Genomic DNA, 25,314 nt, shown 5'->3' with positions numbered 1-25,314 from the left:
GCCATGGCGCCGTTCGGCCCGTCAGTTCAAGCGTGGCTTCGCGCCGGCGTGGCGGCTGCGCGAGTGGCGCGCCAGCGCGCGAACATCTCCTTGCGAACCCGTCTCGAACCAGAGAGGCGCTCTTTTGCCTGCGCCAGCACGGCAGGCGAAGCCTCGGCGGGCGTACCCGACCGGAAAGGAGGAGCCGGAGCATATTCGAGCGAGAGCTGGACGATCTCGGCTTCAGCCTGTCCGAGCAGCCTTGCAACCAGCGCCAGGCCGAAATCGATCCCTGAGGTAACGCCGCCGGCGGTAATCAGTCTACCGTCCTCCACGATACGCTCATCGACAGGGATTGCTCCGAACTCTTCAAGGAAATCATGCGCATACCAGTGCGTCGTCGCCCGCTTGCCCTTCAGCAGCCCGGCCGCGCCGAGCACCAGGGCACCGCTGCACACCGAGGTTATGTAGCGTGCCTGCGCCGAGCGCTCCCACACGAAATCGAGGACTGTCTGGTCCTCCAGCAGCGCGTTGACCCCGCCCCCACCTGGAATGCACAGCACATCGAGAGGCCGGCAATCGTCGAAGGTCGCCGTCGGCGTGAGGGAGAGGTGCGTCGACGACATCACCGGGTTGCGATCCTTCCAGATCAATTCCACCTCGGCGTCCTTGGCCGACGCCAGGACTTCGTAGGGGCCGGTGAGATCGAGCTGCTGAACATTGGGGAATACGAGGATGCCGAAACGAAGGGTCATGGAACTCTCCATAGGTTGACTTCAGCCAATCTAAGGCATCATGCTTTGGCACGATTGCCAATCACCCCTCGTTTCAAGCCAAATCGCCATGCGCCGTATCGAAATTCTTGCCTATCCCGATATCCAGCTCCTCGACGTTAGCGGGCCGCTTCAGGTTTTCGCCAGCGCCAACGATTTCAGGACGCAGGCCGGCGAACCGGCTCCCTACGAGGTCGCCGTCGTCGCCGCCTCGCCGCAGATCAGGACATCGGCCGGTCTCGTGCTGGAGGCAGCGGCGCTGCCGGCGCACGGGCTGGAGATCGACACGCTGATCGTGCCTGGCGGATGGGGCGTCAACGCGGCCTGCGAGGATCCTGAGCTGATCGATTGGGTGACCGGCCGCTCGCGCGACGCCAAGCGAACGGCCTCCGTCTGCAGCGGCGCCATGCTGCTGGCAACAGCAGGCCTGCTCGACGGCCGGCGTGCGGTTACCCACTGGGGACGCTGCGCCGAGTTCGCACGACGCTTTCCGGCGGTCCGCCTCGAACCCGACCCGATCTTCATCCGTGACGGCAATGTCTGGACGTCGGCAGGTGTGACGGCGGGCATAGATCTCGCCCTTTCCTTCGTCGAGGCCGACCTTGGTCGGCGCGTGGCGCTTGCGGTGGCGCGCGAGCTGGTGGTCTTCCTGAAACGACCCGGTGGCCAGGCGCAGTTCAGCCAGACGCTCAAGCTGCAGCAAGGCGACGAACGCTTCGACCGGCTGCATGGCTGGATCCAGGACAATCTGGACGGCGACCTTTCGCTGCCGAACCTGGCCGAGCGCGCCAATATGAGCCCGCGCAGTTTCTCCAGGCACTATCGGGAGGCAACGGGCCGCACACCTGCGCGCGCGATCGAGGAGATCCGGATCGAGGCGGCGCGACGGATGCTGGAACGGGGCCAGGCCGTCAACCAGACGGCCCGCCGCTGCGGCTTCGGATCGGAAGAGACGATGCGGCGCGGCTTTCTACGCGTCCTCGGCACAAACCCGCGCGATTATCGTGAACGCTTCTGACGCGGCGGCCTGCGGCACCATTCCTAGTCTGAAGCGTGTCGCTAACGCGCGGCGGGCGGCCCGAACCAGGTGGTCAGCGCGTCAGCCAGTCCCTGTCGGATTCCAAGCCCAACCCAAGCCACATATCCATCCGGCCGGATCAAGACGGCGTCAGGCGCAGCGACCGTCCCGAGGGCCGGAAGCTCCCAGGCACCGGCATACAAAGCGTCGATCTGCCGAACCCGGTCCGCCCAGGGCGTAACGTCCAGCCTGCCTGGTTCACCGAGGTTGACAAGCACCGGCCGGGCGTCGTGCAGCAAGCTGAAGACCCGCACCGGACCGCTGGCCGTGGCCAGGTCGAGGTCGGGCATTCGCCGCCCAAGCAGTGGATGTCCCACGCCAAGATCGTAATGGATACCCAGACCCGACATCTCCGCGGCGATCCGTTTTCGCGGCTCTTCCATGCCAAGCAACTCGGTAAAGATGTCGTTCAATGCCTTGGTGCTGGCATCCATGCGCCGAAGCGCGACCTGCGCCATTGCGTTGCGCAACACGCGGGCGGCGACCGGGTGGCGCTCGGCGTGGTAGCTATCGAGCAGGCTGTCCGGCGATATCCGCTTGATCACCTGGGCCAGCTTCCATCCCAGATTGACCGCGTCCTGCACGCCAATGTTGAGCCCCTGCCCGCCCATCGGAGGATGGATATGCGCGGCGTCGCCGGCCAGCAGGACGCGTCTGTCGCGGTAAGCGGCAGCCTGGCGTGTCATGTCAGTGAACCGGGAGAGCCAGGTTGGGCTGTGGACCCCGAAATCGGTACCGTAGACCGCGACGAGCGCCTCACGGAGATCGCGCAGCGTCGGTGCGCCGCCGATGGTCAGTTGCCTCTCGGTCAGCACGACACCCACCCGGTCGCTTTCCTCGATCTTGCCTATCGCATGAATTCCGTAGGCGTCGCTGCGAAAGCCCAAGGCCGGTTCCCGAGACATCTCGACCTCGGCGATCATCCAGCTCATCGTCGGATCCTGTCCCGCGAACTCGATGCCCGCCACCTTGCGGATCGTGCTGCGTCCTCCGTCGCAGCCGACCAGGTATTTCGCCCTCAAACGTTGGCCACCGGACAAATCCAGGTCGACACCGTCAGCATCCTGCGCGAAACCCGTGACCTGCTGTCCGCGATAGATCGGTACCTCCAACTCGCTGATCCAGTCGGCCAATATCCGCTCGATATGGTTTTGCCGCAGCGCCAGCAGACAGTTGTGCCGACCGGGAAAGTCGCTGATGTCCAAACGGATCATATGGAAGCCGACGGTCGGGAAGCGCTGCCCCTGCGAGAGAAACCGGTCGGCAATTCCGCGCTGATCGAGCACCTCGATGGTACGCGCGTGCAGGCCACCCGCGCGCAAGCCGATCAGCTGCTGGTCCGGGCGCCGCTCGACGATGGCGACGTCGATGCCCGCCAAGGCGAGTTCGCCTGCCAGCATCAGCCCGGTCGGACCGCCTCCTGCGATCACCACCGCATGATCCCGACCGTCTGCTGGCGACACAATACCCATTCCCGTCACTCCCGTTTCCGCTGGCTTGGGCCGCGGTTTTACGGGAACAGGCGGGTCTTGCCGCAAGGCCCTTGTGCGCCATATGTATGAAATGGAGAGAGGTACTCTCCTTGCCCCGGATGGACGACAGCCAAAAAACGGCAGTTCGCAGTCGCGCCGCCGCCATTGAAGTCACCCTTGATTCAGGAAGCGTTTCTCAAATTTTCCGCGCATGAAAAAAGCCCCTTTCGGGGCTTTTGCGGAGGCTTGAAACAAAGGGGGCCGGTCGGCGTTTGGCAGCGGTACGAGGAGGCCACTATGTGCCAGCGCCGGCCGGCCGACCCCACGGACCCAGGAGATGCGGCGGACCTGAGCATCATGGGGTATTTCTAGGGATCGAGCCGGCTATCTACCCTCGTGCCGGCTTCGTCTTGGCCTGCACATTTGCGCAAGAGCTTATGAAAATCAACAGTTTCTTAACCAAGGCTCGCGAATCGCTTGGATTAAGGTAAATAGCTAACCTTGTTGGATTGACCGGACAATCAGGCGCGGACGCTCACGCCGCCTTGGCAACGACGCGGTTGCGGCCGCCGCTCTTGGCTTCATAGAGCGCGAGATCGGCGCGCTTCATAAGCGCCGCCACCGTATCCATGCCCTTCAGCACCGACGACACGCCGACGCTGACGGTGACCTCGATCGTCTTGCCGTCGGCGCCGATGGCGAACGGCTTTTGCGCGATTTCGGCGCGGATGCGTTCGGCCACTTTCTCGGCCACGGCGCCGTCGGTGTCCGGCATGACCACGACGAACTCCTCGCCGCCGAACCGGCAGGCAAGGTCGATACCCCTGACATTCTTGCGCAGCCGCCGGGCGAATTCCCGCAGTACCTCGTCGCCGCCATCATGCCCGTGTGCGTCATTGATCGACTTGAAGCGGTCGAGATCGGTGATCATCACCGACAGCGGCCGGCGCCGCGCCACGGCGCGGTCGAACAGTGTCTGCAGATGGCTGTCGAGATAGCGGCGGTTGTGCAGCCCGGTCAGGCCGTCGGTAACCGCCATCTCGATGGTCTGGGTCACACTTGCGCGCAATTGGTCGTTGTAGCGCTTGCGCCGCACCTGGGTGCGCAGCCGCGCCGTCAGCTCCTGCTGGTCGATCGGCCGCATCAGATAGTCGTTGATGCCAAGTTCGAGGCCGCGGATGATGCGCTCCTCCTCGCCCTCTTCCGCCAAAAGGATGATCGGCACGAAACGGGTGCGGTCGAGCGAGCGCAATTGCGAGCAAAGCCTCAGCGGATCGAAATCGGCGAAGGCCGTCGAGATCATCACGCATTCATAGGATGTCTCGGCTGCCTGGAAGAACCCGGCATGCGGATCGCTGTTCACGTCAAGATCGGCGCGGTCGCGCAACATTTTCTGGATGCGCTCGACCGACGATTTGCGCTCGTCGATCAAAAGCACTTTCGGGATCGTGTCCTCGGACGCGAAATTGCGGCTGAGCAGCTCTTCGATGCCGATGTTGCGTGTCGTCGAGGCACGCAGCCTGAGCTCGTCGGTGAGAGACTTCAACCGGACCAGGCTCTTGACCCGCGTCATCAGTTGCAGGTCGTTGACCGGCTTGGTCAGGAAATCGTCCGCGCCGGCCTCGAGCCCGCGCACGCGGTCGGACACCTGGTCAAGCGCGGTGATCATGACCACCGGGATATGCGACGTCGCCGGATCGCTCTTCAGCCTGCGGCAGACCTCGAACCCGTCCATATCGGGCATCATCACGTCGAGCAGCACGACATCGACCTTGCCGTTCTCGCAGGTCTCGATCGCGTCGGGCCCATTGGTGGCGGTCAGCACCTCGAAATATTCGGCCAGCAGCCGGACCTCCAGCAACCTCACATTGGCAGGGATGTCGTCGACGACGAGAATCCGCGCGGTCATTTCACAAGGCTCCGGCTCGGCTGGAAGGGTGCATCAGGCATCGCCCAGATAGGATTTGATGGTTTCGATGAAACGCGGCACCGAGATCGGCTTCGAAATATAGGCTTCGCAGCCGCCCTGGCGGATGCGTTCCTCGTCGCCCTTCATGGCGAAGGCGGTCACGGCGATGACCGGAATGACGTGCAGATCGTCGTCTTCCTTCAGCCATTTGGTCACTTCTAGCCCCGACACTTCGGGCAGCTGGATGTCCATCAGGATGAGATCGGGCCGGTGCTGACGCGCCAGATCGAGCGCCTCCAGACCATTGCGGGTGCGCACCGTCTCGTAGCCGCTTGCTTCGATGAGGTCCCGAAAGAGCTTCATATTCAGCTCATTGTCCTCGACGATCATGACCTTCTTAGGCATCGACATCCCGTCCCGGCCGTCCCTCCGCTCGAAGGTGGCCGTCATGCGCCCCTGGTTGAACGCACCAAACCCTGCTTCACTATACGGCAATATGATTGACGAAACGGAAACCTTCGGGCTGCAAAGCAGCGCGAATTCCACCTCGCGTGCCTGCGCGTCCAAACGGCGCGCCGCGCTGTAAAGGCTTGCCGCAAGCAATTCTTGCCATTACTGCGGAAGAGACTCATTCCACATACCGAAGGTAGTGATGGCAAACGCGGCGTCAATGCGCGAAGAGGCGGAAACCCTTGCCGTGAAGGCGCTGGGCTTCGTCGCCTCTGATCCGGAGCTGTTGCCGCGTTTTCTGGCGATCACCGGAATAGAGGCGCATTCGATCCGCAGGGCCGCCGGCGAGCCTGGCTTTCTGGCCGGCGTCCTGCAGTTCATTCTCGCCCACGAGCCGACCCTGATGCGCTTTGCCGAGGAGACTGGCACACCGCCGGCCGCCGTCGGCAAGGCGTTGCGTGCCCTGCCGCTCGGCGACGACAACCATGAGCATTCCATATGAGCGACGATCCAGAGACCGCACGCCAGATAGAGGAACTGGCCGACGACGATCGGCCGCTGCTGGTGCTCGACGTCGACGACGTCGTGCTCGAATTCATCCGCCCCTTCCCGCATTTCCTCAAGTCGCGCGGCTACGGTCTGACACTGGCGTCCTTCCGGCTGACCGGCAACATTGCCGAAACGGCCAGCGGTCGGCTGATCGAACAGCCCGAAGTCACGACACTCCTGGGCGATTTCTTCGACGCGCAAGCCGATTGGCAGAGCATCGCCGACGGCGCCGCGGAAGCCTTGGTAGGGCTCGGTGACCGCGCGGAAATCATATTGCTGACGGCCATGCCGCACAGGCATCGTGCCGTACGCCGCGCCCATCTCGATGCCCTGGGTCTGAACTATCCGCTGCTGACCACCGAGATGGCCAAGGGACCGGCGGTGGCCAGGCTGCGCGGCAAGGGTGGCCGGCCGGTGGTCTTCGTCGACGATCAGCCGCACAATCTGGCGTCGGTGCGGGAATCGGTCGCCGACGCCAGTCTTTTCCACCTGATGGCCGACAATTCGCTACGCGCATTCCTGCCACCGGTCCCGGACGACGTCATCGTCGTCCAGGACTGGCATGAAGCCGCGCCGAAGATCGCGGGCGCGCTGGGGCTGTAGGTTAAATCCTCAAGGATTCAGTTTCGCACCGGCCCCGCCATTATCGCTGCCGCCACTATTGGCGCCACCGCCATTATCGCCACCACTGCTATCGTCCGCACCGTCACCATCGTGGACGCTGTCGTCCACCGCCGGATCGGCGGGCTTCAGCATGACGCCGTTGACGGTGACCGAGCCGTCGGCCTTGGTGCTGACAGCCCATTCCAGACGGCCGTCCGGCAGCGTCTTGGCAAAACCCTTGGCCATGAGAGCGACGGGCACGTACTGTCCCAGTTCCGGCTCCGCCTTCGCTGCGTCCTGCAGATGCGCCATGATCTTGTCGAAGCCGGCGACATCGACCGTAAGATTGGCGTCGGGCTTCTCACCGAAGCTTGTCATCTCGCCTTCCAGCGCGATCTCCATATCCTTGTTCTTCACGGTGCTGTGGCCGATCACGACCTTCGGCGCCTTGGCCAGGAAGTCGGCTTTGAGCTGGTCGCCGAACTCGGGCGACAGCGGCGGCTTCTTATTGAGATCAAAGGCTTCGATCGCCTTCTTCGCCATGCTGTCGAGATCGATATTGGCGCCGCCGAAATTGAGGTCGATATCGGTGGGCAGCAGCGCCACGCTCCAGCTCGGCAAAAGCTGCTGCGGCACGGTCAGCCCCGACGCCTTGATGCCATAGGTGATCTTGCCGTTCTGGGAAACGCCGTCGCTGCCGAACGCGGTGCTGAGCTGCGTCGCCCCGAAAGTGCCGATCGGGCTGTCGACCGCGAAATCCTTGAAGCCATAGGTGCCGTCGATGCGCTCCCACACCGGAAGCGCGGCGAGCAGAAGCGACTTCAGCTGTGCCTGATTTGCCTTCAGCGTCTTCTCGTCCTCATTGGCCACGGCAAATGCCAGGAGGTCGAGCAGCGGCCTGGTCTGCACCCCCTTGCCGCTGGCTTCCACCGACAATTCCGGCGACTTGATGGTGACCGGGAAATTCAGCCCGCTCTCGGGATCATTGAATTTGATCGCCTCGACGAAATTCGAAATTTTTTGCGACATCGTGAAGTCGACGCCGCCATTGGCGGCCTTGGTGGCGGCAATGGTCGCGGTGCCGGCACCAGTGCTGGCTTCCATCTGCTGCTTGGCATCCTTCGATGCCATCGTCATGCCGGCCAACGAACTGGCGCCGCTGATGAAGGCCGCCAGATTGGGATCGTAGACGCCGGAACCCTTGCCGTCCTTGATCGAAAACTGCGTGCTTTGCAGCCCCTCGGGCCCGTTGAACTCGAAGGATCCGCTTTGCGAAAAATCCATCGAGACATCCCAGGTCCCATTGCTGCGCGGCTTGACCAGCAAAGCGTAGGGCGCGAAGTCGAGTTTCACCTTTCCCTCCGCGGGAAAGGTCGCCGCAAGCGCCTGGAGATCGAACGCGATCTTGTAGGCGTCGCCTTCGACCGAAACCTTCAGAATGCCCTTGTCGAGCGCCTGCTTGCCGACATAGCGGGACAGGTCATCGGACAATTGCTTCGCCCCCTGGCTGTCGACGGTCTGGCCGAAAGCGGGCGCGCAGAACAGCAGCGCGGTAAAGGCAATTGGCAACATACGGTTCACGGCAATTCTCCGTTTGGTCGAAAGGCAAAAAACGTTTCGTACTTCTGGTAGGGAAATACCATCACAACTGCAAGATGATGACAGTCAGGCAGCCGGCTTGAGCACCAGCCGCATCAGCGGCCGGCCCGCCTTGCGCTCGACGAGCCTCTCGAACCCGGCCTTCTCGAACACCCCCGACGAGCCGACGAACAGACCGATCGAGCGCGAATCGCGCGACAGGTCGATCGGGCAGGCCTCGACAAGCCGTGCACCGTTGCTGCGGGCGAAATCGATGCCCCCCTCGACGAGGCGGTGTGTGATGCCCCGGCCGCGTGCTTTGGCGCGGATGAAAAAGCAGGAGATCGCCCACACGGCCGGATCGGAAGCGTCGGAGGCATCGATCGGCGCCGAGCCCCTGCCCTTGTTGTTCCATTCGGGCACGTCGGCGCGCGGCCCGATCTGCATCCAGCCAACCGCCTAGCCGTCCTCAAAGGCCAGCAGGCCGGGCGGCGGGCCGGCTTCGATGCGCGCCTTGATGTGGTCCTTGTTGCGTTCGCGGCTGCTCTCACGCCGCGCCGCCGGCGCCAGCCGGAAATGCGTGCACCAGCAGCCGTAACAGGCACCCTGCTTGCCGAAAAGATCCTCGAAATCAGGCCAAAGCTCAGGCGCCAGCGGCACTATGGTCGTGCTCATGCGGTTCTCCCCAGGCCAAGCTTGTCGCTGGCCTTGCGCTGTCGTACCATTGCCTCTGTTCTCTTTATGTTCGCAGCGATGGCGGCCCCTGTCAACAATCCCGATCACGGTTTTTGCCGTGACTGCCTGACCTTTCAGCGCAGTGAAACGCGCCGCTGTGAGCGCTGCGGCAGCCCTCGCCTTGCGCGCCATCCCGAGCTTTACCGGCTGCATCTGGCCCATATCGACTGCGACGCCTTCTACGCCGCGATCGAAAAGCGCGACAATCCGGCGCTCAAGGACAAGCCGCTGATCATCGGCGGCGGCAAGCGCGGGGTTGTCTCCACAGCATGTTACATCGCCCGCATCCGGGGCGTGCGCTCGGCCATGCCGATGTTCAAGGCGCTCGAGGCGTGCCCCGAGGCGGTCGTGATCCCGCCCAACATGGAAAAATATGTGCGCGTCGGCCGCGAGGTGCGCGCCATGATGCAGGCGCTGACGCCGCTGGTCGAGCCGCTGTCGATCGACGAGGCGTTTCTCGACCTCGCCGGCACCGAACGGCTGCACGGCCTGCCGCCGGCCGTGGTGCTGGCGCGCTTTGCGCTGGCCGTCGAGAAGGAGATCGGCATCACGGTTTCAGCTGGCCTCTCCTATTGCAAATTCCTCGCCAAGATCGCTTCGGACTTCCGCAAGCCGCGCGGTTTTTCGGTCATCGGCGAGACCGAGGCGGTCGGCTTCCTGGCGGTGCAGCCGGTGACCATGATCTGGGGCGTCGGCAAGGCGTTCAACGCCACGCTGGAACGTGATGGCATCCGCACCATCGGCCAGCTTCAGAAGATGGAGCGTGGCGACCTGATGCGACGTTACGGCACGATGGGCGACCGGCTCTACCGGCTTTCGCGCGGTGAGGACGTCCGCCGCGTCGACCCCGACCAGGACGCCAAGAGCGTATCGGCCGAAACCACCTTCGATACCGACATCGCATCGCTGGATGAGCTGGTCGCGGTGCTGAGAGGCCTTTCGGAAAAAGTCTCGGCGCGGCTGAAAAAGTCGGGCATTGCCGGACGCACCGTGGTGCTGAAGCTGAAGACCCAGGATTTCAAGCTGCGCACGCGCAACCGCCAGCTCGGCGACCCGACCAGGCTCGCGGATCGCATCTTTCAGACCGGGGTGGAGCTTCTTCGCAAGGAAACGGACGGAACGAAATTTCGATTGCTCGGCATCGGCGTCAGCCACCTCTCGGATGACGACAAGGCGGACCCGCCGGATCTGGTCGACGTGCAGTCGCGCAAACGCGCCATGGCCGAAGGCGCCATCGATGCGCTGCGCGACAAGTTCGGCCGCAAGGCGGTGGAAACCGGCTATACGTTCGGCCGGGGTCGCGATGCCCACCCGCCGGAACCGCTTGAAGATTGACGTTCAGGTGCGCAGAAGATCAATCAGGCTTGTCACCACGCCCTTGCCGGTTTTCGGATCGCGGTCGACAACGGTCAGCCGCATGCCGCCGCCTGTCTTCTCGACCGTCAACTTCGCGCTACGTTCACCGTTGATCACTTTGGCCCAATGGATGATGAGATTGATCGCATTGCCCGAGCGGCTTCCGGTGAGTTGCGCGGGCCCGGTGCGGGATCCGATATAGGTACCCGTGTACTTCGCCCCGCTGGACTTCAAATCCGCGCTGATGTCGCGCGTAACCAGGACAAGTCCGCGGCACGTACCGTTCAGCGACAAGGAAGTCGACGTTGCGTTCGATTTGAAGGTGCAAGATACGCTCACAGTCGGCGCATCCGTGTCGACCTTGACGGTGCCCTTCCCGGCGAAATTCCCCTGAAGTGACTGGAGAAATTTGCTCTCGTCGGCATGCGCCGCGCGGGCCGCGACCAACAGACAGCCAGCAAGCGCAAATCGCGCGAATGATCTCATCGAAGCTCTCCTTGTTGGCATCGAAAACGCAATGTTCCGATGATGCTCAGCAAATCCCGAGTTTCAACGCTTCCCGCCACGACAGGTTCCACCGGCAGTATGACGGTTGTGCAACCTCTGGTCATTCCTCGCTGGCCCAGTCGAATGCGCCGTTTAATGGTTGCGATGAAGGCCCCGGCTTGCGACATAACGCGGATGTCAGCCACACCTTCAATCCCCAAGGCGGCCTTCTGGATGGCGCTTTCGATCGCCTCGTTCCTGGGGATGTCGATCGCCGGTCGCGCCACCACGGCGGAACTCAACGTCTTCCAGGTTCTGGAACTGCGCTCGGTGATCGGCTTCTTCATTCTCTTGCCGCTGGTGCTGACGAGCGGCGGCTTTGCGGCGATGCGCACGCAGCGTCCCCTCGCCCATATCGCCCGCAACGTCGTCCACTATAGCGGCCAGGCGGCATGGCTCTACGCCTTGACCCTGATCCCGCTGGCGGTGCTGATCTCGATCGAATTCACCACGCCGATCTGGACGGCGATCCTGGCGGTGACTTTTCTGGGCGAGAGGCTGAGCCGCCCAAAACTGGCGGCAGTCGTGCTCGGCCTGATTGGCGTCGTGGTCATCGTGCGCCCGGGCGTTGGCTCGATTGATCCGGGACATCTCGTCGTGCTGGGCGCCGCGGTCTGTTTCGGCGTGTCGCTGGTCCTGGTCAAATCGCTGACGCGCACCGACAGCGTCGTGCGCATCATCTTCTGGATGCTGATCATCCAGTCCGCGGTCGGCCTGATTCCCGCGCTCTACGTATGGCGCACCCCGTCGCTCGAGCTGTGGCCCTGGATTCTGCTCATCGCCTTCACCGGCATGTCGTCGCATTTCTGCATGGCCCGCGCGCTCACCTATGCCGACGCGACCGTCATCTCACCAATGGATTTCCTGCGCGTACCCTTGTCGGCGCTGGTCGGTTGGCTGCTCTATCAGGAGCAGATCGACGCCTTCACCGCCGGTGGCGCGCTGCTGATCCTGATGGGCAATCTGCTCAATTTGCAGCGCAAGCCTGTGCAAGCGGCTGAAGTGGCGGCATCGTAGCAGTCAGATGCCTTCGTCCGGTATGTTGAGAACATGCCCGCAGGCCTTGCAATGCACCGCGTCCGGTTCATGCCGCTGCAACCCGCATTGCGGACAGGGAAAGAACATCTTGACCGGCCGGAAGATCGCCTGCGCCAGCCTGACGAACAGCGATATGCCGATGATCATGGTGACGATCGCGGTCAGCTTGCCGGCCATTCCCGGCAGCACGATATCGCCGAAGCCGGTTGTCGTTACCGTCGCGACGGTGAAGTAAAGCGCGTCGATATAGTTTTCGAGCCCTGCACCGGTCCGAAAGAAGAAGGTGTAGACGAAGCCGGTGATGACGAAAAGAAACGTCAACAGGTTGATGACCGCGTGGCTCGCCTCGCGCCAGGGCCGCAAGCCACGCATCTCGAAATGCCGCCAGATCGAACCGCTGCGCGACAGCGACCACAGCCGCAGGATGCGCAGAAAACCGAGATTGGCGAGCGCCGTCGGCATCAGCAGCGTCAACAGGATGAAGACATCCACCCAGAAGGTCGGCTGCTTCATCAGGCGCAGCATGTCGTTGGAGGCCAGCAGCCTGGCGATCAGATCGGCGCCGACAAGGGCCGCCACCGCATAGTCCAGCCACAGGAACGAGGCCGATTGCTGGATGACGGGTGTCGCGATGAAGAAGGCGATGATGGCCAGATCGATGACGATCGCCACCACCTGAAACCGGAAGGCGGCCGGCGTGCGCCCATGATAGAGCCTGCGCAGCGTGTCGCGCAGCCGCGCCAGAGCTGAACCGTTCCGCGAGCCGTCCTTGCCTGCTGCCGTCATGGCAACTGCGATAGCCTTCGCCGTGACGACCGTCCAGTGCTGCGCCAGATCGGCAGCCCACGCCTCCGGACAACCACCCTTGTGGTCACCGTGGCCTCGCCTCGACGATGCTGATGTGCGGCCCGGCCGCGATGATGTCCGTTACCTCGAAGTCGGCCTTCGCCAGCAACGAGCTGTATTCTTCGGCCGTCCGCTCCTGGCCGTCCGGCACCACCAGCATGTTGAGATCGAAGAATTTGGCATCGGCGCCCTCATTGGGCGGTGACAGCACGGCCTCGAGCACCAACAATCTGCCGTCCGCGCGGATCGCCCGGCGGCAGTTCCTCAGGATCGCGACATTGGTGTCGTCGTCCCAATCGTGAAGGATCCATTTCAACAGTATTGCATCCGCCCCTTCGGGCACGGCTGCGAGGAAATCGCCCCCGACGATCTTGCAGCGGTCGGCAACATCAGCCGCATCCATGAGTTCGCCAGCCGTCGCCACAACATGCGGCTGGTCGAAAAGCATGCCTCGGCTGCCGGGGGTCGCGGCAAGGATTTCGGCAAGCAGGAAACCCCGTCCGCCGCCGACATCCATAATCTCTGTAAACGGCGAAAAGTCATATGCCGCCAGAATATCCGCCGCCACACCGCGCGAGAACGCCCCCATCGCGCGATCGAAGATGGCGGACTCCTCGGGATGGCCGATCCGATAGTCCCAGACGCCCTTGCCATGGGCCTTGCGGAACGCGTTCTCGCCAGTCTGGACGCTGTGGAGCAATTCGCTCCATGCCTGCCGGTAGTAGGGCCGCCCGACAAAGGTCGCCCAGGACGCCGCCGAATGTTCGGCATCGGAACGCAAGGCTCCGCCAAGCGGCGTCAGTGAAAACCGTCCGTCCTTCCCCTCATGGAATATGCCGACGGCTGCGAGTGCGCGCAGCAGACGGTAGTGTCGGTCAGGCCCGCGAGCTCGGCGGCTGAGCGATCGCCGTCCTTGATATGGTCGGCGATGCCGAGCATCGCCGCGACCGAGATCGCCTGCGACACCCGGTACTCGTTGACCATCCGTATCAGTTCGAAAGCCGCTGTCCGCGCATCCATGGCCCCCTCCAGGCACAGGCGTCAGACTAGATCGCCTCTGCTACACCAATTCCACTTCGACCACCCCGGGCACCGCGCGCATCGCCGAGGCGATCTGTGGCGAGACGCGGTAGCCACCCTGCAAGGCGATCTCGACCTCGCCCTGCGCCTCTTCCTTGAGAACGATAATGCTCACCTGACTTTCACCGCGTTGGGTGAGCTGGGATTGGATGATCGAGGCAGGCCCATCGTTCCTGACGAAAATGCGCAGTGCCTTCTGGATGCGGCTTGCCTCGTCTTCCAGCGATTGCACGGAGTTGATGCGCAAATTGACGCCCTCGGGCCTGTCCTCCGCCGCGACAGTGATGACGACGGAGCGGCCAGCTTCCAGGAGGTCACGGTACTGGGCCAATGCTTCTGAAAACAGCACCGCCTCGTACTGGCCGGAGGTGTCGGAAAAGGCCACCACACCCATCTTGTTGCCGGTGCGCGTCTTGCGCTCCTGCTTGCTGGTCACCGTGCCGGCCAGGCGGCCGGCAGAAGCGCCGCGCTTGACGGCGGCCGAGAACTCCGCCCAGTTCTGCACCCGCATTTTCTGCAGCGCGGCCTTGTATTCGTCGAGCGGGTGAGCCGAGAGATAGAAGCCGACGACCTGGAATTCGCGGTGCAGCCGGTCGGCGGCAAGCCAAGGATCCGTCGCCGGCAGATTGAGCGCCTGCGACTGGGCGCCCAGCGAGGCGCCGAAAATATCGGCCTGGCCGGAAACGGCATTCTGCTGGGCGAGTGAAGCCAGGCCCATCATCCGTTCGACGCCGGCAAGCATCTGGGCGCGGTCGTGGCCGAAACAGTCAAGCGCGCCGGCCATGATCAGGCTTTCGAAGACACGCTTGCCGACGATCTTGGGATCGACCCGTTCGCAGAAATCGGCGAGATTCTTGAACGGCTTTTCGCCACGCACGGCAACGATATGCTCGACCGCCGCGTCGCCGACGCCCTTGAGCGCGGCCATCGAGTAATAGATGCGGTTCTCGCCGACCTCGAAAGGCCGAAAACTCGTCATCACCGACGGCGCCAGAACCTCGATGCCGAGGCGCAACGCATCCTGGCGGAAGTCGGCCAGCTTGTCGGTGTTGCCCATGTCGAGCGTCATCGACGCCGCCAGGAACTCGACCGGATAATGCGCCTTGAGATAGGCGGTCTGGTACGAGACCACGGCGTAAGCCGCGGCATGCGACTTGTTGAAACCATAGTCGGCGAACTTGGCCAGCAGGTCGAAAATGAAGTCGGCTTGCGGCTTGCTGACGCCGCGCTCGACAGCACCCGAGACGAAGCGCTCGCGCTGCTTGTCCATCTCGGCGCGGATCTTCTTGCCCATCGCGCGGCGCAGAAGGTCGGCCTCGCCGAGCGAATAGCCGGACAGCTCCTGCGCGATCTGCATCACCTGTTCCTGGTATACGATGACGCCTTGCGTCTCCTTCACCAGATGGTCGATCTTGGGGTGGATCGAGGCCATCTCCTCCTCGCCATGCTTTCTGGCGTTGTAGGTCGGGATGTTCTCCATCGGGCCCGGCCGGTAAAGCGCGACCAGCGCGATGATATCCTCGATGCAGTCGGGCCGCATGCCGATCAGCGCCTTGCGCATGCCGGCACTTTCCACCTGGAACACGCCGACCACTTCGCCGCGCGACAGCATGGCGTAGGTTTCGGGGTCGTCGAGCGGGATCGTCGCCAGATCAATGTCGATGCCGCGCCGGCGGATCAGCTTCACCGCCGTCTCCAGCACGGTCAACGTCTTCAGGCCGAGGAAGTCGAACTTCACCAGCCCCGCCTGCTCGACATATTTCATGTTGAACTGGGTGACCGGCATGTCCGAGCGCGGATCGCGGTACATCGGTACCAGCTCCGACAAAGGCCGGTCGCCGATGACGATACCGGCGGCGTGCGTCGAGGCGTGGCGATAGAGGCCTTCCAGCTTCTGCGCCATGTCGAGCAGTGTCTGGACGATCGGCTCCTTCTCGGCCTCTTCGGCAAAGCGCGGCTCGTTGGCGATGGCGTCGGCGAGCTTGACCGGATTGGCCGGGTTCTGCGGCACCATCTTCGACAGCTTGTCGACCTGGCCATAGGGCATCTGCAGCACGCGGCCGACGTCGCGCAGCACGGCGCGGGCCTGCAGCGTACCGAAGGTGATGATCTGGCCGACCTGGTCGCGGCCGTATTTCTGCTGGACGTAGCGGATCACCTCTTCGCGGCGATCCTGGCAGAAGTCGATGTCGAAGTCGGGCATCGACACGCGGTCGGGGTTGAGGAAGCGCTCGAACAGAAGCGAGAAACGCAGCGGATCGATATCGGTGATGGTCGTCGAATAGGCGACCAGCGATCCGGCGCCCGAACCACGGCCCGGTCCGACCGGAATGCCTTGCGCCTTGGCCCATTTGATGAAGTCGGCAACGATCAGGAAGTAGCCCGGAAATTTCATCTTCTCGATGATGCCGAGCTCGAATTCGAGCCGCTCACGATATTGCTCGACCGTGTAGCCCGGGGTCGGTCCGTGCAGGGCGAGCCGCGCGTCGAGCCCCTCGCGCGCCTGGCGGGCCAGTTCCGCGGCCTCGGCCTTTTCGGCCGCGTCCTTGTCGGAGGCATCGCCGCCGGTGAAGCGCGGCAGGATCGGGCTGCGGGTCTTTGGATAGTAGGAGCAACGCAGTGCGATCTCGACCGTGTTGTCGATCGCTTCCGGCAGGTCGGCGAACAACTTTGCCATATCGGCCTGGCTGCGCAGGAAATTGTCCGGCGACAGCCGGCGGCGGGTGTCGACGGCGACGACGGAGCCCTCGGCGATGGCAATCAGCGCATCGTGCGCTTCATAATCGTCGCGCGATGAGAAAAATGCCTCGTTGGTGGCAACCAGCGGAAGTTCGTGCGCGTAGGCGAGATCGATCGTCTGATGTTCGATGACCCGGTCGTAGCCCGCGACCCGGTCCAGTTCGACATAGAGCCGGTCGCCGAACAGTGCCTTGAGCGTCAAAAGCCGCACCTCGGCCAGATCGCGGCGATCCTCCTTCAAAGCGTTGCCGATCGGGCCGCGCGGCCCGCCGCTGAGGCAGATCAGCCCATCGGCCTTTCCCTCCAGCATCTCGGTTGTCAGGTGGACCGCTTCACCGGGCGGGGTTTCGAGGTAAACGCGGCTGACCAGCCTGACCAGGTTGGAATAGCCGGCTTCGGTCGCCGCGAGCAGCACGACCGGCCGCATCTCCGGGCCTTGCCGCCGGCGGTCGCGCTGGCCGTCGCTGTTTTCGCCGGAAAAGGCGAGCGCGATCTGGCAGCCGATGATCGGCTGGATGCCGTCCTTGACCGCCTTCTGTGCGAACTCCAACGCACCGAACAGATTGTTGGTGTCGGTGACGGCGATGGCCGGTGCTTCATCCTTCACGGCGTGGCCGACGATCTTGCCAAGCTGCAGCGCGCCCTCGAGCAGCGAATAGGCCGAATGCACGCGCAGATGAACGAAGGGCCGCGCCGGCACCTCCGGCCGCGCGGCCGCAATCGCGGCTTCGCGCTTCAGGGGATCGCGTGGAAGTCTGTCATCCGCCATGGTTTCTCGCGCTGCCGAAGGTCTTGAGTCGATGGAGATGTATTGTCCGGGACCGGGCGATACCAGTCCAGCACAAACGATCGCCAACCACAGGCTTCCAGCCTGGTCAGGCGAATTCCATGATCACCGCATCAACGGCGAGACTATCGCCCGGCTTGGCGTTGAGTTTCGACACGACGAGGTCGCGTTCGGCGCGCAGCACATTTTCCATCTTCATCGCCTCGACCACGGCCAGTGTCTCGCCGGCCTTGACCTCCTGGCCCTCGGCAACGGCGATCGACACGACAAGGCCAGGCATCGGGCAAAGCAGCAGTTTCGACGTGTCGGGCGCCACCTTCTCCGGCATCAGTTTTTCGAGATCGGCGATGCGCGGCAGCATGGCGCGCGCGGTCACCGACATGCCTTTCCAGGCGATGCGAAGACCGTTGGCGACAGGCCGGATCTGGGCGACGACGGAGCGCTTGCCCACCGTGCCGCGCCAGATCAGGTCGCCCGGCCGCCAGTCTGAAGAAACGGTCAGTGCCTTGCCGCCCTCGATCGACAGGTCGATCTCCATCGGAATGGAAATCATGCCTTCGAGGATGGATGCCTGGAGATAGTCGTCGCCGAGCTTCACCACCCAGTCGCGCTTGAGCGCTCCCGAATGCGGCGCCAGCCTACCACCCAGCCGGTCAAGCCGGTCGCGGCGCAGCAGCTCCACCGCTGTGGTTATCGAGGCCAGCACGGCCTTTTCCTCGCTGTTGGGTACGATCGGCGCGAAGCCGTCGGGATATTCCTCGGCGATGAATCCGGTTGATATCGCCCCTTCCCGCCAGCGCGGATGCTGCATCAGCGCCGCCAGGAACGGGATGTTGTGCTCGATGCCGTCGACGACAAAACTGTCGAGCGCTTCCGACATGGCATCGATTGCCTTGAGCCGTGTCGGAGCCCAGGTGCATAGCTTGGCGAGCATCGGGTCGTAGAACATCGAAATCTCGGAGCCTTCGGTGACGCCGGTGTCGTTGCGGATGACGACATCGCCGAATTGCCCCTCCTCCGGTGGCCGGTAGCGCGTCAGCCGGCCGATCGACGGCAGGAAATTGCGGTACGGGTCCTCGGCATAAAGCCGGCTTTCCACCGCCCAGCCATTCAGCTTGATGTCGCTTTGCTTCAAAGCGAGCCTTTCGCCGGCGGCGATGCGGATCATCTGTTCGACCAGATCGATGCCGGTGACGAGCTCGGTCACCGGATGCTCGACCTGCAATCGTGTATTCATTTCAAGGAAATAGAAGTTTTTTTCGCTATCGACGATGAATTCGACGGTGCCGGCGCTCTGGTAGTCGACGGCCTTGGCCAATGCCACCGACTGCTCGCCCATCGCCTTGCGCGTCTTGGCATCGAGAAATGGCGACGGCGCCTCTTCCGCCACCTTCTGGTTGCGGCGCTGGATCGAGCATTCGCGCTCGCCGAGATAGAGCGCATTGCCATGCGCGTCGGCCAGCACCTGGATTTCGATGTGTCGTGGATCGACCACGAACTTTTCTATGAACACGCGGTCGTCGCCGAACGAACTCTTGGCTTCCGAGCGCGCCCGGTCGAAACCGTCGCGCACTTCCGACTGGTTCCAGGCGATGCGCATGCCCTTGCCGCCGCCGCCGGCCGAGGCCTTGATCATGACGGGATAGCCGATCTCGCCGGCGATCTTTTCGGCATGGTCGGCATTCTCAATGACGCCAAGCCAGCCGGGCACGGTGGAAACCTTGGCGGCGTTGGCGAATTTTTTCGATTCGATTTTGTCGCCCATCGCTTTGATCGCCTTGGGCTTCGGGCCGATGAAGACGATGCCTTCCGCTTCCAGGGCCTCGCAGAAGGCGGCGCGCTCGGACAGGAAGCCATAACCGGGATGCACGGCCTGAGCCCCGGTTTCCTTGCAGGCGGCGATGATCTTCTCGGGCAGCAAATAACTCTGCGCGGCGGGCGAAGGCCCGATATGCACCGCCTCGTCGGCCATCTCGACATGCACGGCATCGCGATCGGCATCGGAATAGACCGCGACCGTGGCAATCCCCATCTTGCGCGCCGTCTTGATGACGCGACAGGCGATCTCGCCACGATTGGCGATCAGGATTTTCGTGAACATGCTGAGGTCATTCCCCTCCGGTCGGTCGTTCCTTTTATGGCCTGTGCTTGCGGGGTCAAGCCGACCATGCAAATCACTGCCTTTCAATCGATTTGCGATTCCAATTCATCGCTGTGGCCCAGTCTCGGCACCAGCTTCCAGTTGATCGTGTCGATAAAACCTGAAACCTTGGAAAAAAATTCGCATTGGAGGACGCCTGATGAAAACCCGCGCCGCTGTCGCTGTCGCCGCCGGAAAGCCGTTGGAGATCATGGAGGTCGACCTCGACGGTCCGCGCGATGGCGAGGTGCTGGTCGAGATCAAGGCGACCGGCATCTGCCATACCGACGAGTTCACCCTCTCCGGCGCTGATCCCGAAGGCCTGTTTCCGGCCATTCTCGGCCATGAGGGCGCCGGCGTGGTGGTCGATGTCGGCAAGGGCGTCACCTCGGTCAAGAAGGGCGACCACGTCATCCCGCTCTACACGCCGGAATGCCGGCAGTGCTCGTCCTGCCTGTCCAGAAAAACCAATCTTTGCACGGCGATCCGCGCCACGCAGGGACAGGGCCTGATGCCCGACGGCTCGTCGCGCTTCTCGATCGGCAAGGACAAGATCTTTCACTATATGGGCTGCTCGACCTTTTCCAACTTCACCGTGCTGCCCGAGATCGCGCTGGCCAAGGTCAATCCCGACGCCCCCTTCGACAAGATCTGCTACATCGGCTGTGGCGTCACCACCGGCATTGGCGCTGTCATCAACACCGCCAAGGTCGAGCAAGGTGCCACGGCGGTCGTCTTCGGCCTCGGCGGCATTGGCCTCAACGTCATCCAGGGCCTGAAGCTTGCCGGCGCCGACATGATCATCGGCGTCGACCTCAACAACGACAAGAAGGCGTGGGGCGAGAAATTCGGCATGACGCATTTCGTCAATCCGAAGGAGATCGACGGCGACATCGTCCCTCACCTCGTCAACATGACCAAGCGCGGCGCCGACCAGATCGGCGGCGCCGACTACACGTTCGACTGCACCGGCAGCACCAAGGTGATGCGCCAGGCGCTGGAAGCCTCGCATCGCGGCTGGGGCAAGTCGGTCGTCATCGGCGTCGCCGGTGCCGGCCAGGAGATTTCGACCCGGCCGTTCCAGCTGGTCACCGGTCGCACCTGGATGGGCACCGCCTTTGGCGGCGCACGCGGCCGCACCGACGTGCCGAAGATCGTCGACTGGTACATGGACGGCAAGATCCAGATCGACCCGATGATCACCCACACACTGAAGCTGGACGACATCAACAAGGGCTTTGATCTCATGCATGAGGGCAAGTCGATCCGAAGCGTCGTCGTTTACTGAAGCAAAGCCACACGCCGCCGACCGACCGGCCAGCGACCTCTGTGGTTCACAACTGGGAGGAGAAAAGAATGGCGGAGAAACTGCATCCGAAGATCGACAATGGCCTGCCTAAGGAGAGCTCAAGCTTTGCCGGCGGCACGCTGGTCTGCGCCTGCACCAGCAAGCCCGTCAAGGTGAAGGTCAAGGGCCAGATCGCTCACAACCACGCCTGCGGCTGCACCAAATGCTGGAAGCCGGAAGGTGCTGTATTCTCGGTGGTTGCCGTCGCCGGCACCGGCGATGTCACCGTCACCGAGAACGGCGACAAGCTCAAGGTGGTCGACGCCAGCGCATTGATCCAGCGTCACGCCTGCACCGGCTGCGGCGTCCACATGCACGGTCCGGTCGAGCGCGACCATCCGTTCAAGGGCCTGACCTTCATCCACCCCGAGCGTTTCGTCGAGGATGGCTGGTCGCCGCCGGGCTTCACTGCCTTTGTCTCGTCGATCATCGAATCCGGCGTCGACCCCAAGCGGATGGACGGCATCCGTGCGCAGTTGAAGACAATCGGGCTGGAGCCCTATGACTGCCTCAACCCTGGCCTGATGGATTATATCGCCACCTGGACGGCGAAGAAGTCCGGCGCCCTGCCGGCCTGAACGCCATAAGATTTCAGGCAGGGGCCGGACACGCTTCCGGCCCCTGTCCGTTTCGGAGAGACAATGCCCGCACCTGCCATCTACGTCGACGCCGACGCCTGCCCGGTCAAGGCCGAGGTCGAAAAAGTCGCCGAGCGCCTCGGTGTCGTCGTCACCTACGTCTCCAATGGCGGCTTGCGGCCATCGCGCGACCCGATGATCCGCAATGTCGTGGTCTCCAAGGGCGCCGACGCCGCCGACGACTGGATCGTCGACAATGCACGCGCCAACGACATCGTGATCACCGCGGACATCCCGCTCGCCGCCCGCGCGGTGGCGCTCGGCGCGCATGTACTCGGGCCCACCGGGCGCCCGTTCACGCCGGAAACCATCGGCATGGCCGTCGCCATGCGCGACCTCAAACAGCATCTGCGCGAAACCGGCGAAAGCAAGGGCTACAATGCCAGCTTCGCACCGCAGGACCGCTCGCGGTTCCTCGGCGAACTCGACCGCATCTTGCGGCGCGCCCTGAAATCCGCCACACCCAGCTAGAAACCGAGCGCCATCCAGGTGGAGACCGCCATGGCCGCCGAAACCCCGGTCAAGAACCCCATGCAGCGCCACATGCTGTTCGCAATGTCGGCCTGCTTCGGCGCTGTGGCGTTTGTTGTGACATTGCTGCTGCACGCCCCGCTCGCCTACTCGATCGGCGCCAATGCATTTTTCGCCGCCTACGTCATTCTTGTCGTCAGCCAGATGCCAACGTTCACCGGTAAGTATCTCAGCAAGAATGCGCGCGCCACCGACCTGCCGGTGCTGGTCATCTTCGCGGTGACGCTTGTTGTCGTCGGCGTTACCGTTGTCTCCTTGTTCCTGCTGATCAATCAGAAAGGCAGAGGGCATCCGGTTGAACTTGGCTTCGCGCTGCTGTCGATCCCGCTCGGCTGGTTCACCATCCATGCCATGGCGGCGCTCCATTATGCCCATGTCTACTGGATGGACGGCGATGCAGTCGACACTGAGACCAAGAAGAAAATCCCGGTTGGCGGATTGTTGTTCCCAGGCGACAAACGGCCGGAAGGCTGGGATTTCCTCTACTTCTCGGCAGTCATCGGCATGACGGCGCAGACCGCCGACACCAACATCTCGACCACGCATATGCGTTGTGTCGTGCTCGTCCATTCGATCCTGTCGTTCTTCTTCAACACGATCATCGTCGCCGCGGCGGTCAATCTCGCCGTCAGCCTGGGCGGTCCATAATAAATCCGTGATCGGGTGAAACATCGGTTTGGATCGCGACGTATCAGGAGGACAATGAACGCGCAGGTCGCGCCGCGAGGCCGGGAGACGAGACAAGATGGAATCGGTTGCCAGAAGCCAATCCGAAATTGGACCGGGCGTTCCCGCTTCGAACGACAAGACGCTGATCTACCGGCAGTCGCGCTGGACGCGGCTGACGCACTGGATCTGGGCCATCTCGCTGTTCTTCATGCTGCTATCCGGCCTGCAGATCTTCAACGCCCGACCGCAACTCTACATCGGCAAGCAATCCGGCTTCGGCTACAACAACACCATTTTCGAAATCGGTGCCGAAAACACGAGTGCCGGTCCACGCGGTTACACCGAAATCTTCGGGCACCGCTTCGACACGACCGGCGTGCTTGGCTGGTCAGGTCCGCCCGGCAACGAGACGGCGCGCGGTTTCCCGTCCTGGGCGACCATCCCGTCCTACTATGATCTCGGCACCGCCCGCGTCGTGCATTTCTTCTTTGCCTGGATCCTGACGACGACCTTGATCGTCTGGCTGGTCGCCAGCCTGATCAACGGCCATATCAGGCGCGATCTCGCGCCGCGCCTCGACGACCTCAAGCGGCTGCCGCAGGACATCATCGACCACGCCAGGCTGAAATTCCACCACACACGCGAATACAACACGCTGCAGAAGATGGCTTATGGCGGCGTGCTGTTCGTGCTGTTGCCGCTGATGATCATCACCGGCCTCGCCATGTCCCCCAGCATGAATTCGGTGCTGCCCTTCCTCAACGAGCTGCTCGGCGGCCGGCAGACGGCGCGAACCATCCATTTCACCGTCATGCTGCTGCTGGTTGGCTTCTTCATCATCCACATCCTGATGATCCTGGCCGCCGGCCCGATCAACGAATTGCGCTCGATCATCACCGGCTGGTACCGCACCGATCCTCCCGCGCATGACGACAAGACGAGCGAGAGGAGTGCCTGACATGGCGAAGTTCCAGATCAGCCGCCGGAAATTCCTGACTGCCGCCAGCCTCGGCGCCTCCGGCATCATGCTGTCGGGCTGCGACGCCTTCGACAGCCAGTTGAGCATCGGCAGCGGCCTGCGCAGTTTCCTCGAAAACGCCAATGGCCTGACATATCGCGCGCAACGCCTGCTTGCTGGCCGTGACGCGCTGGCGCCGGAATTCACCGAAGCCGATATCCGCCAGCCGCAGCGGCCGAATGGCGTCACCGCGCCCGACGATGACGACTACAAGGCCCTGCTCGCCAACAATTTTGCCGACTGGCGGCTGGAGGTCTCCGGCCTCGTCGAGAAGCCTTTGTCGCTCAGCCGCGAGCAGATCATGAACATGCCGAGCCGCACCCAGATCACCCGCCACGACTGCGTCGAAGGCTGGAGCTGCATCGCCAAATGGACCGGCACGCCGCTGTCGCTGGTGCTCGACCAGGCCGTGGTCAAGCCGCAGGCGCGCTATGTCATGTTCCATTGCCTCGACACGATCGACCGCAGCCTGTCCGGCGACATCAAATATTACGGCACGATCGACCTGATCGACGCCCGCCATCCGCAGACGATCCTGGCCTATGGCCTGAACGGCAAGCCGCTACCGGTCGAAAACGGCGCACCGCTGCGCGTCCGCGTCGAGCGCCAGCTCGGCTACAAGATGCCGAAATATCTCTACAAGATCGAATTAGTCGACGGCTTCGCCAATGTCGGCGGCGGTCGCGGCGGCTATTGGGAAGACAATGGCTACGACTGGTATGGCGGCATCTAGAGCAATTCCAGGAAAAGTGTGAACGGTTTTCCCGGGAAAAGCGCGTAGCGCTTTCCCTAGGGAATTGCGTCAAAACAAGGACTTAGAGCGGGTCGCCGTTTCGGCGAAACGGTGAACAGCTCTAGCCTCGCCACAAAATGATGATCGGCCCGTGGGAGCCACGGGCCGATCGCCAATGCCGTGCTATGTTTGAGCCCCCCGGCCCCGCTCAATAGCCGGCGTAGATCCACTGACAGTTGTTGTAGGAATCACAGCTGTAGTACCAGTAGCCGTCGCTACGCGCCGTTTCGCCGTTCGACGTCGCCATGCTGGCGACGGCATCGGCCTTCTTGGCGTCGGCGCCCATTTCCTTGGCCATCTTGGCCATCTTGCCGGTGTCCATGAGCGTCGGCTTTCCGTCCTTCACCTTGGCGCCCTGCTCGGCCACCGGACCGGCCTCGGCCAGCATCCTGGCGGCGACGAGCATCGCCTCGCCGTCCTTGTCGGCCTTGGCGATGTTGGCCAGCGCCACGGCTGTTTCGACCTTGGTGCGCGCGTCAGCCTGTTGTTGCGGCGTCATCCCGCCGGCGAAGGCCAGCGTTGTCGAGCCAAGGCCGGCGGCAAAGGCAAGAGCAAGCATCTTACGAAGCATGGTCATGTTTGTACTCCCCAGAGAGTGGACGTCCCCACCCAACACTAGAGGAGTTTCATGGCCGACGAACCCTATCGAAACAGATAGG

General features: G+C 63.0%; 23 protein-coding genes and 1 pseudogene. 11 read left to right on the top strand and 13 right to left on the bottom strand.

Annotation, left to right across the window (positions count from 1 at the left end; all coding sequences use genetic code 11):
* Nucleotides 1-26: 26 nt before the first annotated feature.
* A complete protein-coding gene (locus DBIPINDM_RS34970; RefSeq protein ID WP_258583497.1) occupies nt 27-734 on the bottom strand; it encodes a DJ-1/PfpI family protein in 708 nt (235 codons plus the stop codon).
* Nucleotides 735-822: 88 nt separating this feature from the next.
* On the opposite strand from DBIPINDM_RS34970, the gene DBIPINDM_RS34965 reads away from it, so the two are divergent.
* Nucleotides 823-1,770 (top strand): GlxA family transcriptional regulator, encoded by a 948-nt coding sequence (locus DBIPINDM_RS34965; protein WP_258583496.1) that lies wholly within the window; start codon nt 823-825, stop codon nt 1,768-1,770.
* A 41-nt stretch (nt 1,771-1,811) separates the two neighbouring features.
* Here DBIPINDM_RS34965 and DBIPINDM_RS34960 read toward each other — a convergent pair whose 3' ends face one another.
* The 3 genes from DBIPINDM_RS34960 to DBIPINDM_RS34950 all read right to left on the bottom strand — a co-directional run bounded on the left by DBIPINDM_RS34960 (nt 1,812) and on the right by DBIPINDM_RS34950 (nt 5,616).
* Nucleotides 1,812-3,302, bottom strand: a complete 1,491-nt coding sequence (locus tag DBIPINDM_RS34960) for an FAD-dependent monooxygenase (RefSeq protein WP_258583495.1) — start codon at nt 3,300-3,302, stop codon at nt 1,812-1,814.
* Between the two features lie 535 nt (nt 3,303-3,837).
* Entirely contained in the window at nt 3,838-5,211 is a 1,374-nt protein-coding gene (locus tag DBIPINDM_RS34955) for a PleD family two-component system response regulator (RefSeq protein WP_258583494.1), read from the bottom strand.
* A gap of 33 nt (nt 5,212-5,244) precedes the next feature.
* Complete coding sequence (locus DBIPINDM_RS34950) at nt 5,245-5,616, bottom strand: response regulator (RefSeq protein ID WP_006334976.1); 372 nt, start codon at nt 5,614-5,616, stop codon at nt 5,245-5,247.
* A 247-nt stretch (nt 5,617-5,863) separates the two neighbouring features.
* Between DBIPINDM_RS34950 and DBIPINDM_RS34945 the strand changes: the two genes are divergently transcribed.
* Nucleotides 5,864-6,163: a DUF3572 domain-containing protein gene (locus tag DBIPINDM_RS34945; RefSeq protein WP_258583493.1), complete on the top strand. Its 300-nt coding sequence runs from the start codon at nt 5,864-5,866 to the stop codon at nt 6,161-6,163.
* Nucleotides 6,160-6,813 carry a DUF2608 domain-containing protein gene (locus DBIPINDM_RS34940; protein WP_258583492.1) on the top strand — a complete coding sequence of 218 codons (654 nt, stop codon included), beginning with the start codon at nt 6,160-6,162 and terminating at the stop codon, nt 6,811-6,813. The genes DBIPINDM_RS34945 and DBIPINDM_RS34940 overlap by 4 nt, the downstream gene beginning before the upstream one ends.
* 9 nt (nt 6,814-6,822) lie before the next feature.
* Here DBIPINDM_RS34940 and DBIPINDM_RS34935 read toward each other — a convergent pair whose 3' ends face one another.
* Together DBIPINDM_RS34935 and DBIPINDM_RS34930 are read right to left on the bottom strand one after the other, a co-directional pair.
* Nucleotides 6,823-8,385 carry a hypothetical protein gene (locus DBIPINDM_RS34935; protein WP_258589421.1) on the bottom strand — a complete coding sequence of 521 codons (1,563 nt, stop codon included), beginning with the start codon at nt 8,383-8,385 and terminating at the stop codon, nt 6,823-6,825.
* A 93-nt stretch (nt 8,386-8,478) separates the two neighbouring features.
* Nucleotides 8,479-9,066, bottom strand: a pseudogene (locus DBIPINDM_RS34930) (GNAT family N-acetyltransferase).
* 66 nt (nt 9,067-9,132) lie between these two features.
* Between DBIPINDM_RS34930 and DBIPINDM_RS34925 the strand changes: the two are divergent.
* Nucleotides 9,133-10,461, top strand: a complete 1,329-nt coding sequence (locus DBIPINDM_RS34925; protein ID WP_258583491.1) for a DNA polymerase IV — start codon at nt 9,133-9,135, stop codon at nt 10,459-10,461.
* A gap of 3 nt (nt 10,462-10,464) precedes the next feature.
* Here DBIPINDM_RS34925 and DBIPINDM_RS34920 read toward each other — a convergent pair whose 3' ends face one another.
* A complete protein-coding gene (locus DBIPINDM_RS34920) occupies nt 10,465-10,968 on the bottom strand; it encodes a hypothetical protein (RefSeq protein WP_258583489.1) in 504 nt (167 codons plus the stop codon).
* Nucleotides 10,969-11,163: 195 nt separating this feature from the next.
* Here DBIPINDM_RS34920 and DBIPINDM_RS34915 point away from each other — a divergent pair, with 195 nt between their 5' ends.
* Nucleotides 11,164-12,045 carry a DMT family transporter gene (locus tag DBIPINDM_RS34915; RefSeq protein WP_258583487.1) on the top strand — a complete coding sequence of 294 codons (882 nt, stop codon included), beginning with the start codon at nt 11,164-11,166 and terminating at the stop codon, nt 12,043-12,045.
* A gap of 3 nt (nt 12,046-12,048) precedes the next feature.
* Here DBIPINDM_RS34915 and DBIPINDM_RS34910 read toward each other — a convergent pair whose 3' ends face one another.
* From DBIPINDM_RS34910 to DBIPINDM_RS34890, 5 genes are all read right to left on the bottom strand, one after another.
* On the bottom strand, nt 12,049-12,852 hold the full coding sequence (locus DBIPINDM_RS34910; protein WP_258583485.1) for a potassium channel family protein: 804 nt from the start codon (nt 12,850-12,852) through the stop codon (nt 12,049-12,051).
* An 85-nt stretch (nt 12,853-12,937) separates the two neighbouring features.
* Nucleotides 12,938-13,693 (bottom strand): methyltransferase, encoded by a 756-nt coding sequence (locus DBIPINDM_RS34905; RefSeq protein WP_258583483.1) that lies wholly within the window; start codon nt 13,691-13,693, stop codon nt 12,938-12,940.
* Between the two features lie 17 nt (nt 13,694-13,710).
* Nucleotides 13,711-13,932, bottom strand: a complete 222-nt coding sequence (locus DBIPINDM_RS34900) for a hypothetical protein (RefSeq protein WP_258583481.1) — start codon at nt 13,930-13,932, stop codon at nt 13,711-13,713.
* A gap of 40 nt (nt 13,933-13,972) precedes the next feature.
* Nucleotides 13,973-17,500: a DNA polymerase III subunit alpha gene (gene dnaE, locus DBIPINDM_RS34895; protein WP_258583479.1), complete on the bottom strand. Its 3,528-nt coding sequence runs from the start codon at nt 17,498-17,500 to the stop codon at nt 13,973-13,975.
* A 106-nt stretch (nt 17,501-17,606) separates the two neighbouring features.
* Nucleotides 17,607-19,619 (bottom strand): acetyl-CoA carboxylase biotin carboxylase subunit, encoded by a 2,013-nt coding sequence (locus DBIPINDM_RS34890; protein ID WP_258583477.1) that lies wholly within the window; start codon nt 19,617-19,619, stop codon nt 17,607-17,609.
* Nucleotides 19,620-19,818: 199 nt separating this feature from the next.
* On the opposite strand from DBIPINDM_RS34890, the gene DBIPINDM_RS34885 reads away from it, so the two are divergent.
* The 6 genes from DBIPINDM_RS34885 to DBIPINDM_RS34860 all read left to right on the top strand — a co-directional run bounded on the left by DBIPINDM_RS34885 (nt 19,819) and on the right by DBIPINDM_RS34860 (nt 24,595).
* Entirely contained in the window at nt 19,819-20,946 is a 1,128-nt protein-coding gene (locus tag DBIPINDM_RS34885) for an S-(hydroxymethyl)glutathione dehydrogenase/class III alcohol dehydrogenase (RefSeq protein WP_258583475.1), read from the top strand.
* 68 nt (nt 20,947-21,014) lie between these two features.
* Nucleotides 21,015-21,584 (top strand): S-(hydroxymethyl)glutathione synthase, encoded by a 570-nt coding sequence (gene gfa, locus DBIPINDM_RS34880; RefSeq protein WP_258583473.1) that lies wholly within the window; start codon nt 21,015-21,017, stop codon nt 21,582-21,584.
* Nucleotides 21,585-21,647: 63 nt separating this feature from the next.
* Nucleotides 21,648-22,115 (top strand): YaiI/YqxD family protein, encoded by a 468-nt coding sequence (locus DBIPINDM_RS34875; RefSeq protein ID WP_258583471.1) that lies wholly within the window; start codon nt 21,648-21,650, stop codon nt 22,113-22,115.
* Nucleotides 22,116-22,145: 30 nt separating this feature from the next.
* Nucleotides 22,146-22,823: a DUF1345 domain-containing protein gene (locus tag DBIPINDM_RS34870; protein WP_258583470.1), complete on the top strand. Its 678-nt coding sequence runs from the start codon at nt 22,146-22,148 to the stop codon at nt 22,821-22,823.
* 97 nt (nt 22,824-22,920) lie between these two features.
* Entirely contained in the window at nt 22,921-23,802 is an 882-nt protein-coding gene (locus DBIPINDM_RS34865; protein WP_258583469.1) for a cytochrome b/b6 domain-containing protein, read from the top strand.
* A 1-nt stretch (nt 23,803) separates the two neighbouring features.
* Nucleotides 23,804-24,595, top strand: a complete 792-nt coding sequence (locus DBIPINDM_RS34860) for a molybdopterin-binding protein (protein WP_258583468.1) — start codon at nt 23,804-23,806, stop codon at nt 24,593-24,595.
* A 208-nt stretch (nt 24,596-24,803) separates the two neighbouring features.
* Here DBIPINDM_RS34860 and DBIPINDM_RS34855 read toward each other — a convergent pair whose 3' ends face one another.
* On the bottom strand, nt 24,804-25,232 hold the full coding sequence (locus DBIPINDM_RS34855) for a hypothetical protein (protein ID WP_258583467.1): 429 nt from the start codon (nt 25,230-25,232) through the stop codon (nt 24,804-24,806).
* Nucleotides 25,233-25,314: the final 82 nt, after the last annotated feature.

The sequence above is a fragment of the Mesorhizobium sp. AR02 genome (genome assembly GCF_024746835.1).
GTDB lineage: Bacteria > Pseudomonadota > Alphaproteobacteria > Rhizobiales > Rhizobiaceae > Mesorhizobium.
The sequence above is the reverse complement of the archived record's forward strand: the minus strand, read 5'-3'. Positions and strand labels throughout refer to the sequence as shown.

What these genes read in the sequence shown, in the direction of transcription:
- DBIPINDM_RS34970 (WP_258583497.1), bottom strand. Translation starts at nt 734, where the DNA reads ATGACCCTTCGTTTCGGCATCCTCGTATTCCCCAATGTTCAGCAGCTC.
- DBIPINDM_RS34965 (WP_258583496.1), top strand. Translation starts at nt 823, where the DNA reads ATGCGCCGTATCGAAATTCTTGCCTATCCCGATATCCAGCTCCTCGAC.
- DBIPINDM_RS34960 (WP_258583495.1), bottom strand. Translation starts at nt 3,302, where the DNA reads ATGGGTATTGTGTCGCCAGCAGACGGTCGGGATCATGCGGTGGTGATC.
- DBIPINDM_RS34955 (WP_258583494.1), bottom strand. Translation starts at nt 5,211, where the DNA reads ATGACCGCGCGGATTCTCGTCGTCGACGACATCCCTGCCAATGTGAGG.
- DBIPINDM_RS34950 (WP_006334976.1), bottom strand. Translation starts at nt 5,616, where the DNA reads ATGCCTAAGAAGGTCATGATCGTCGAGGACAATGAGCTGAATATGAAG.
- DBIPINDM_RS34945 (WP_258583493.1), top strand. Translation starts at nt 5,864, where the DNA reads ATGGCAAACGCGGCGTCAATGCGCGAAGAGGCGGAAACCCTTGCCGTG.
- DBIPINDM_RS34940 (WP_258583492.1), top strand. Translation starts at nt 6,160, where the DNA reads ATGAGCGACGATCCAGAGACCGCACGCCAGATAGAGGAACTGGCCGAC.
- DBIPINDM_RS34935 (WP_258589421.1), bottom strand. Translation starts at nt 8,385, where the DNA reads ATGTTGCCAATTGCCTTTACCGCGCTGCTGTTCTGCGCGCCCGCTTTC.
- DBIPINDM_RS34925 (WP_258583491.1), top strand. Translation starts at nt 9,133, where the DNA reads ATGTTCGCAGCGATGGCGGCCCCTGTCAACAATCCCGATCACGGTTTT.
- DBIPINDM_RS34920 (WP_258583489.1), bottom strand. Translation starts at nt 10,968, where the DNA reads ATGAGATCATTCGCGCGATTTGCGCTTGCTGGCTGTCTGTTGGTCGCG.
- DBIPINDM_RS34915 (WP_258583487.1), top strand. Translation starts at nt 11,164, where the DNA reads ATGTCAGCCACACCTTCAATCCCCAAGGCGGCCTTCTGGATGGCGCTT.
- DBIPINDM_RS34910 (WP_258583485.1), bottom strand. Translation starts at nt 12,852, where the DNA reads ATGACGGCAGCAGGCAAGGACGGCTCGCGGAACGGTTCAGCTCTGGCG.
- DBIPINDM_RS34900 (WP_258583481.1), bottom strand. Translation starts at nt 13,932, where the DNA reads ATGGATGCGCGGACAGCGGCTTTCGAACTGATACGGATGGTCAACGAG.
- dnaE (WP_258583479.1), bottom strand. Translation starts at nt 17,500, where the DNA reads ATGGCGGATGACAGACTTCCACGCGATCCCCTGAAGCGCGAAGCCGCG.
- DBIPINDM_RS34890 (WP_258583477.1), bottom strand. Translation starts at nt 19,619, where the DNA reads ATGTTCACGAAAATCCTGATCGCCAATCGTGGCGAGATCGCCTGTCGC.
- DBIPINDM_RS34885 (WP_258583475.1), top strand. Translation starts at nt 19,819, where the DNA reads ATGAAAACCCGCGCCGCTGTCGCTGTCGCCGCCGGAAAGCCGTTGGAG.
- gfa (WP_258583473.1), top strand. Translation starts at nt 21,015, where the DNA reads ATGGCGGAGAAACTGCATCCGAAGATCGACAATGGCCTGCCTAAGGAG.
- DBIPINDM_RS34875 (WP_258583471.1), top strand. Translation starts at nt 21,648, where the DNA reads ATGCCCGCACCTGCCATCTACGTCGACGCCGACGCCTGCCCGGTCAAG.
- DBIPINDM_RS34870 (WP_258583470.1), top strand. Translation starts at nt 22,146, where the DNA reads ATGGCCGCCGAAACCCCGGTCAAGAACCCCATGCAGCGCCACATGCTG.
- DBIPINDM_RS34865 (WP_258583469.1), top strand. Translation starts at nt 22,921, where the DNA reads ATGGAATCGGTTGCCAGAAGCCAATCCGAAATTGGACCGGGCGTTCCC.
- DBIPINDM_RS34860 (WP_258583468.1), top strand. Translation starts at nt 23,804, where the DNA reads ATGGCGAAGTTCCAGATCAGCCGCCGGAAATTCCTGACTGCCGCCAGC.
- DBIPINDM_RS34855 (WP_258583467.1), bottom strand. Translation starts at nt 25,232, where the DNA reads ATGACCATGCTTCGTAAGATGCTTGCTCTTGCCTTTGCCGCCGGCCTT.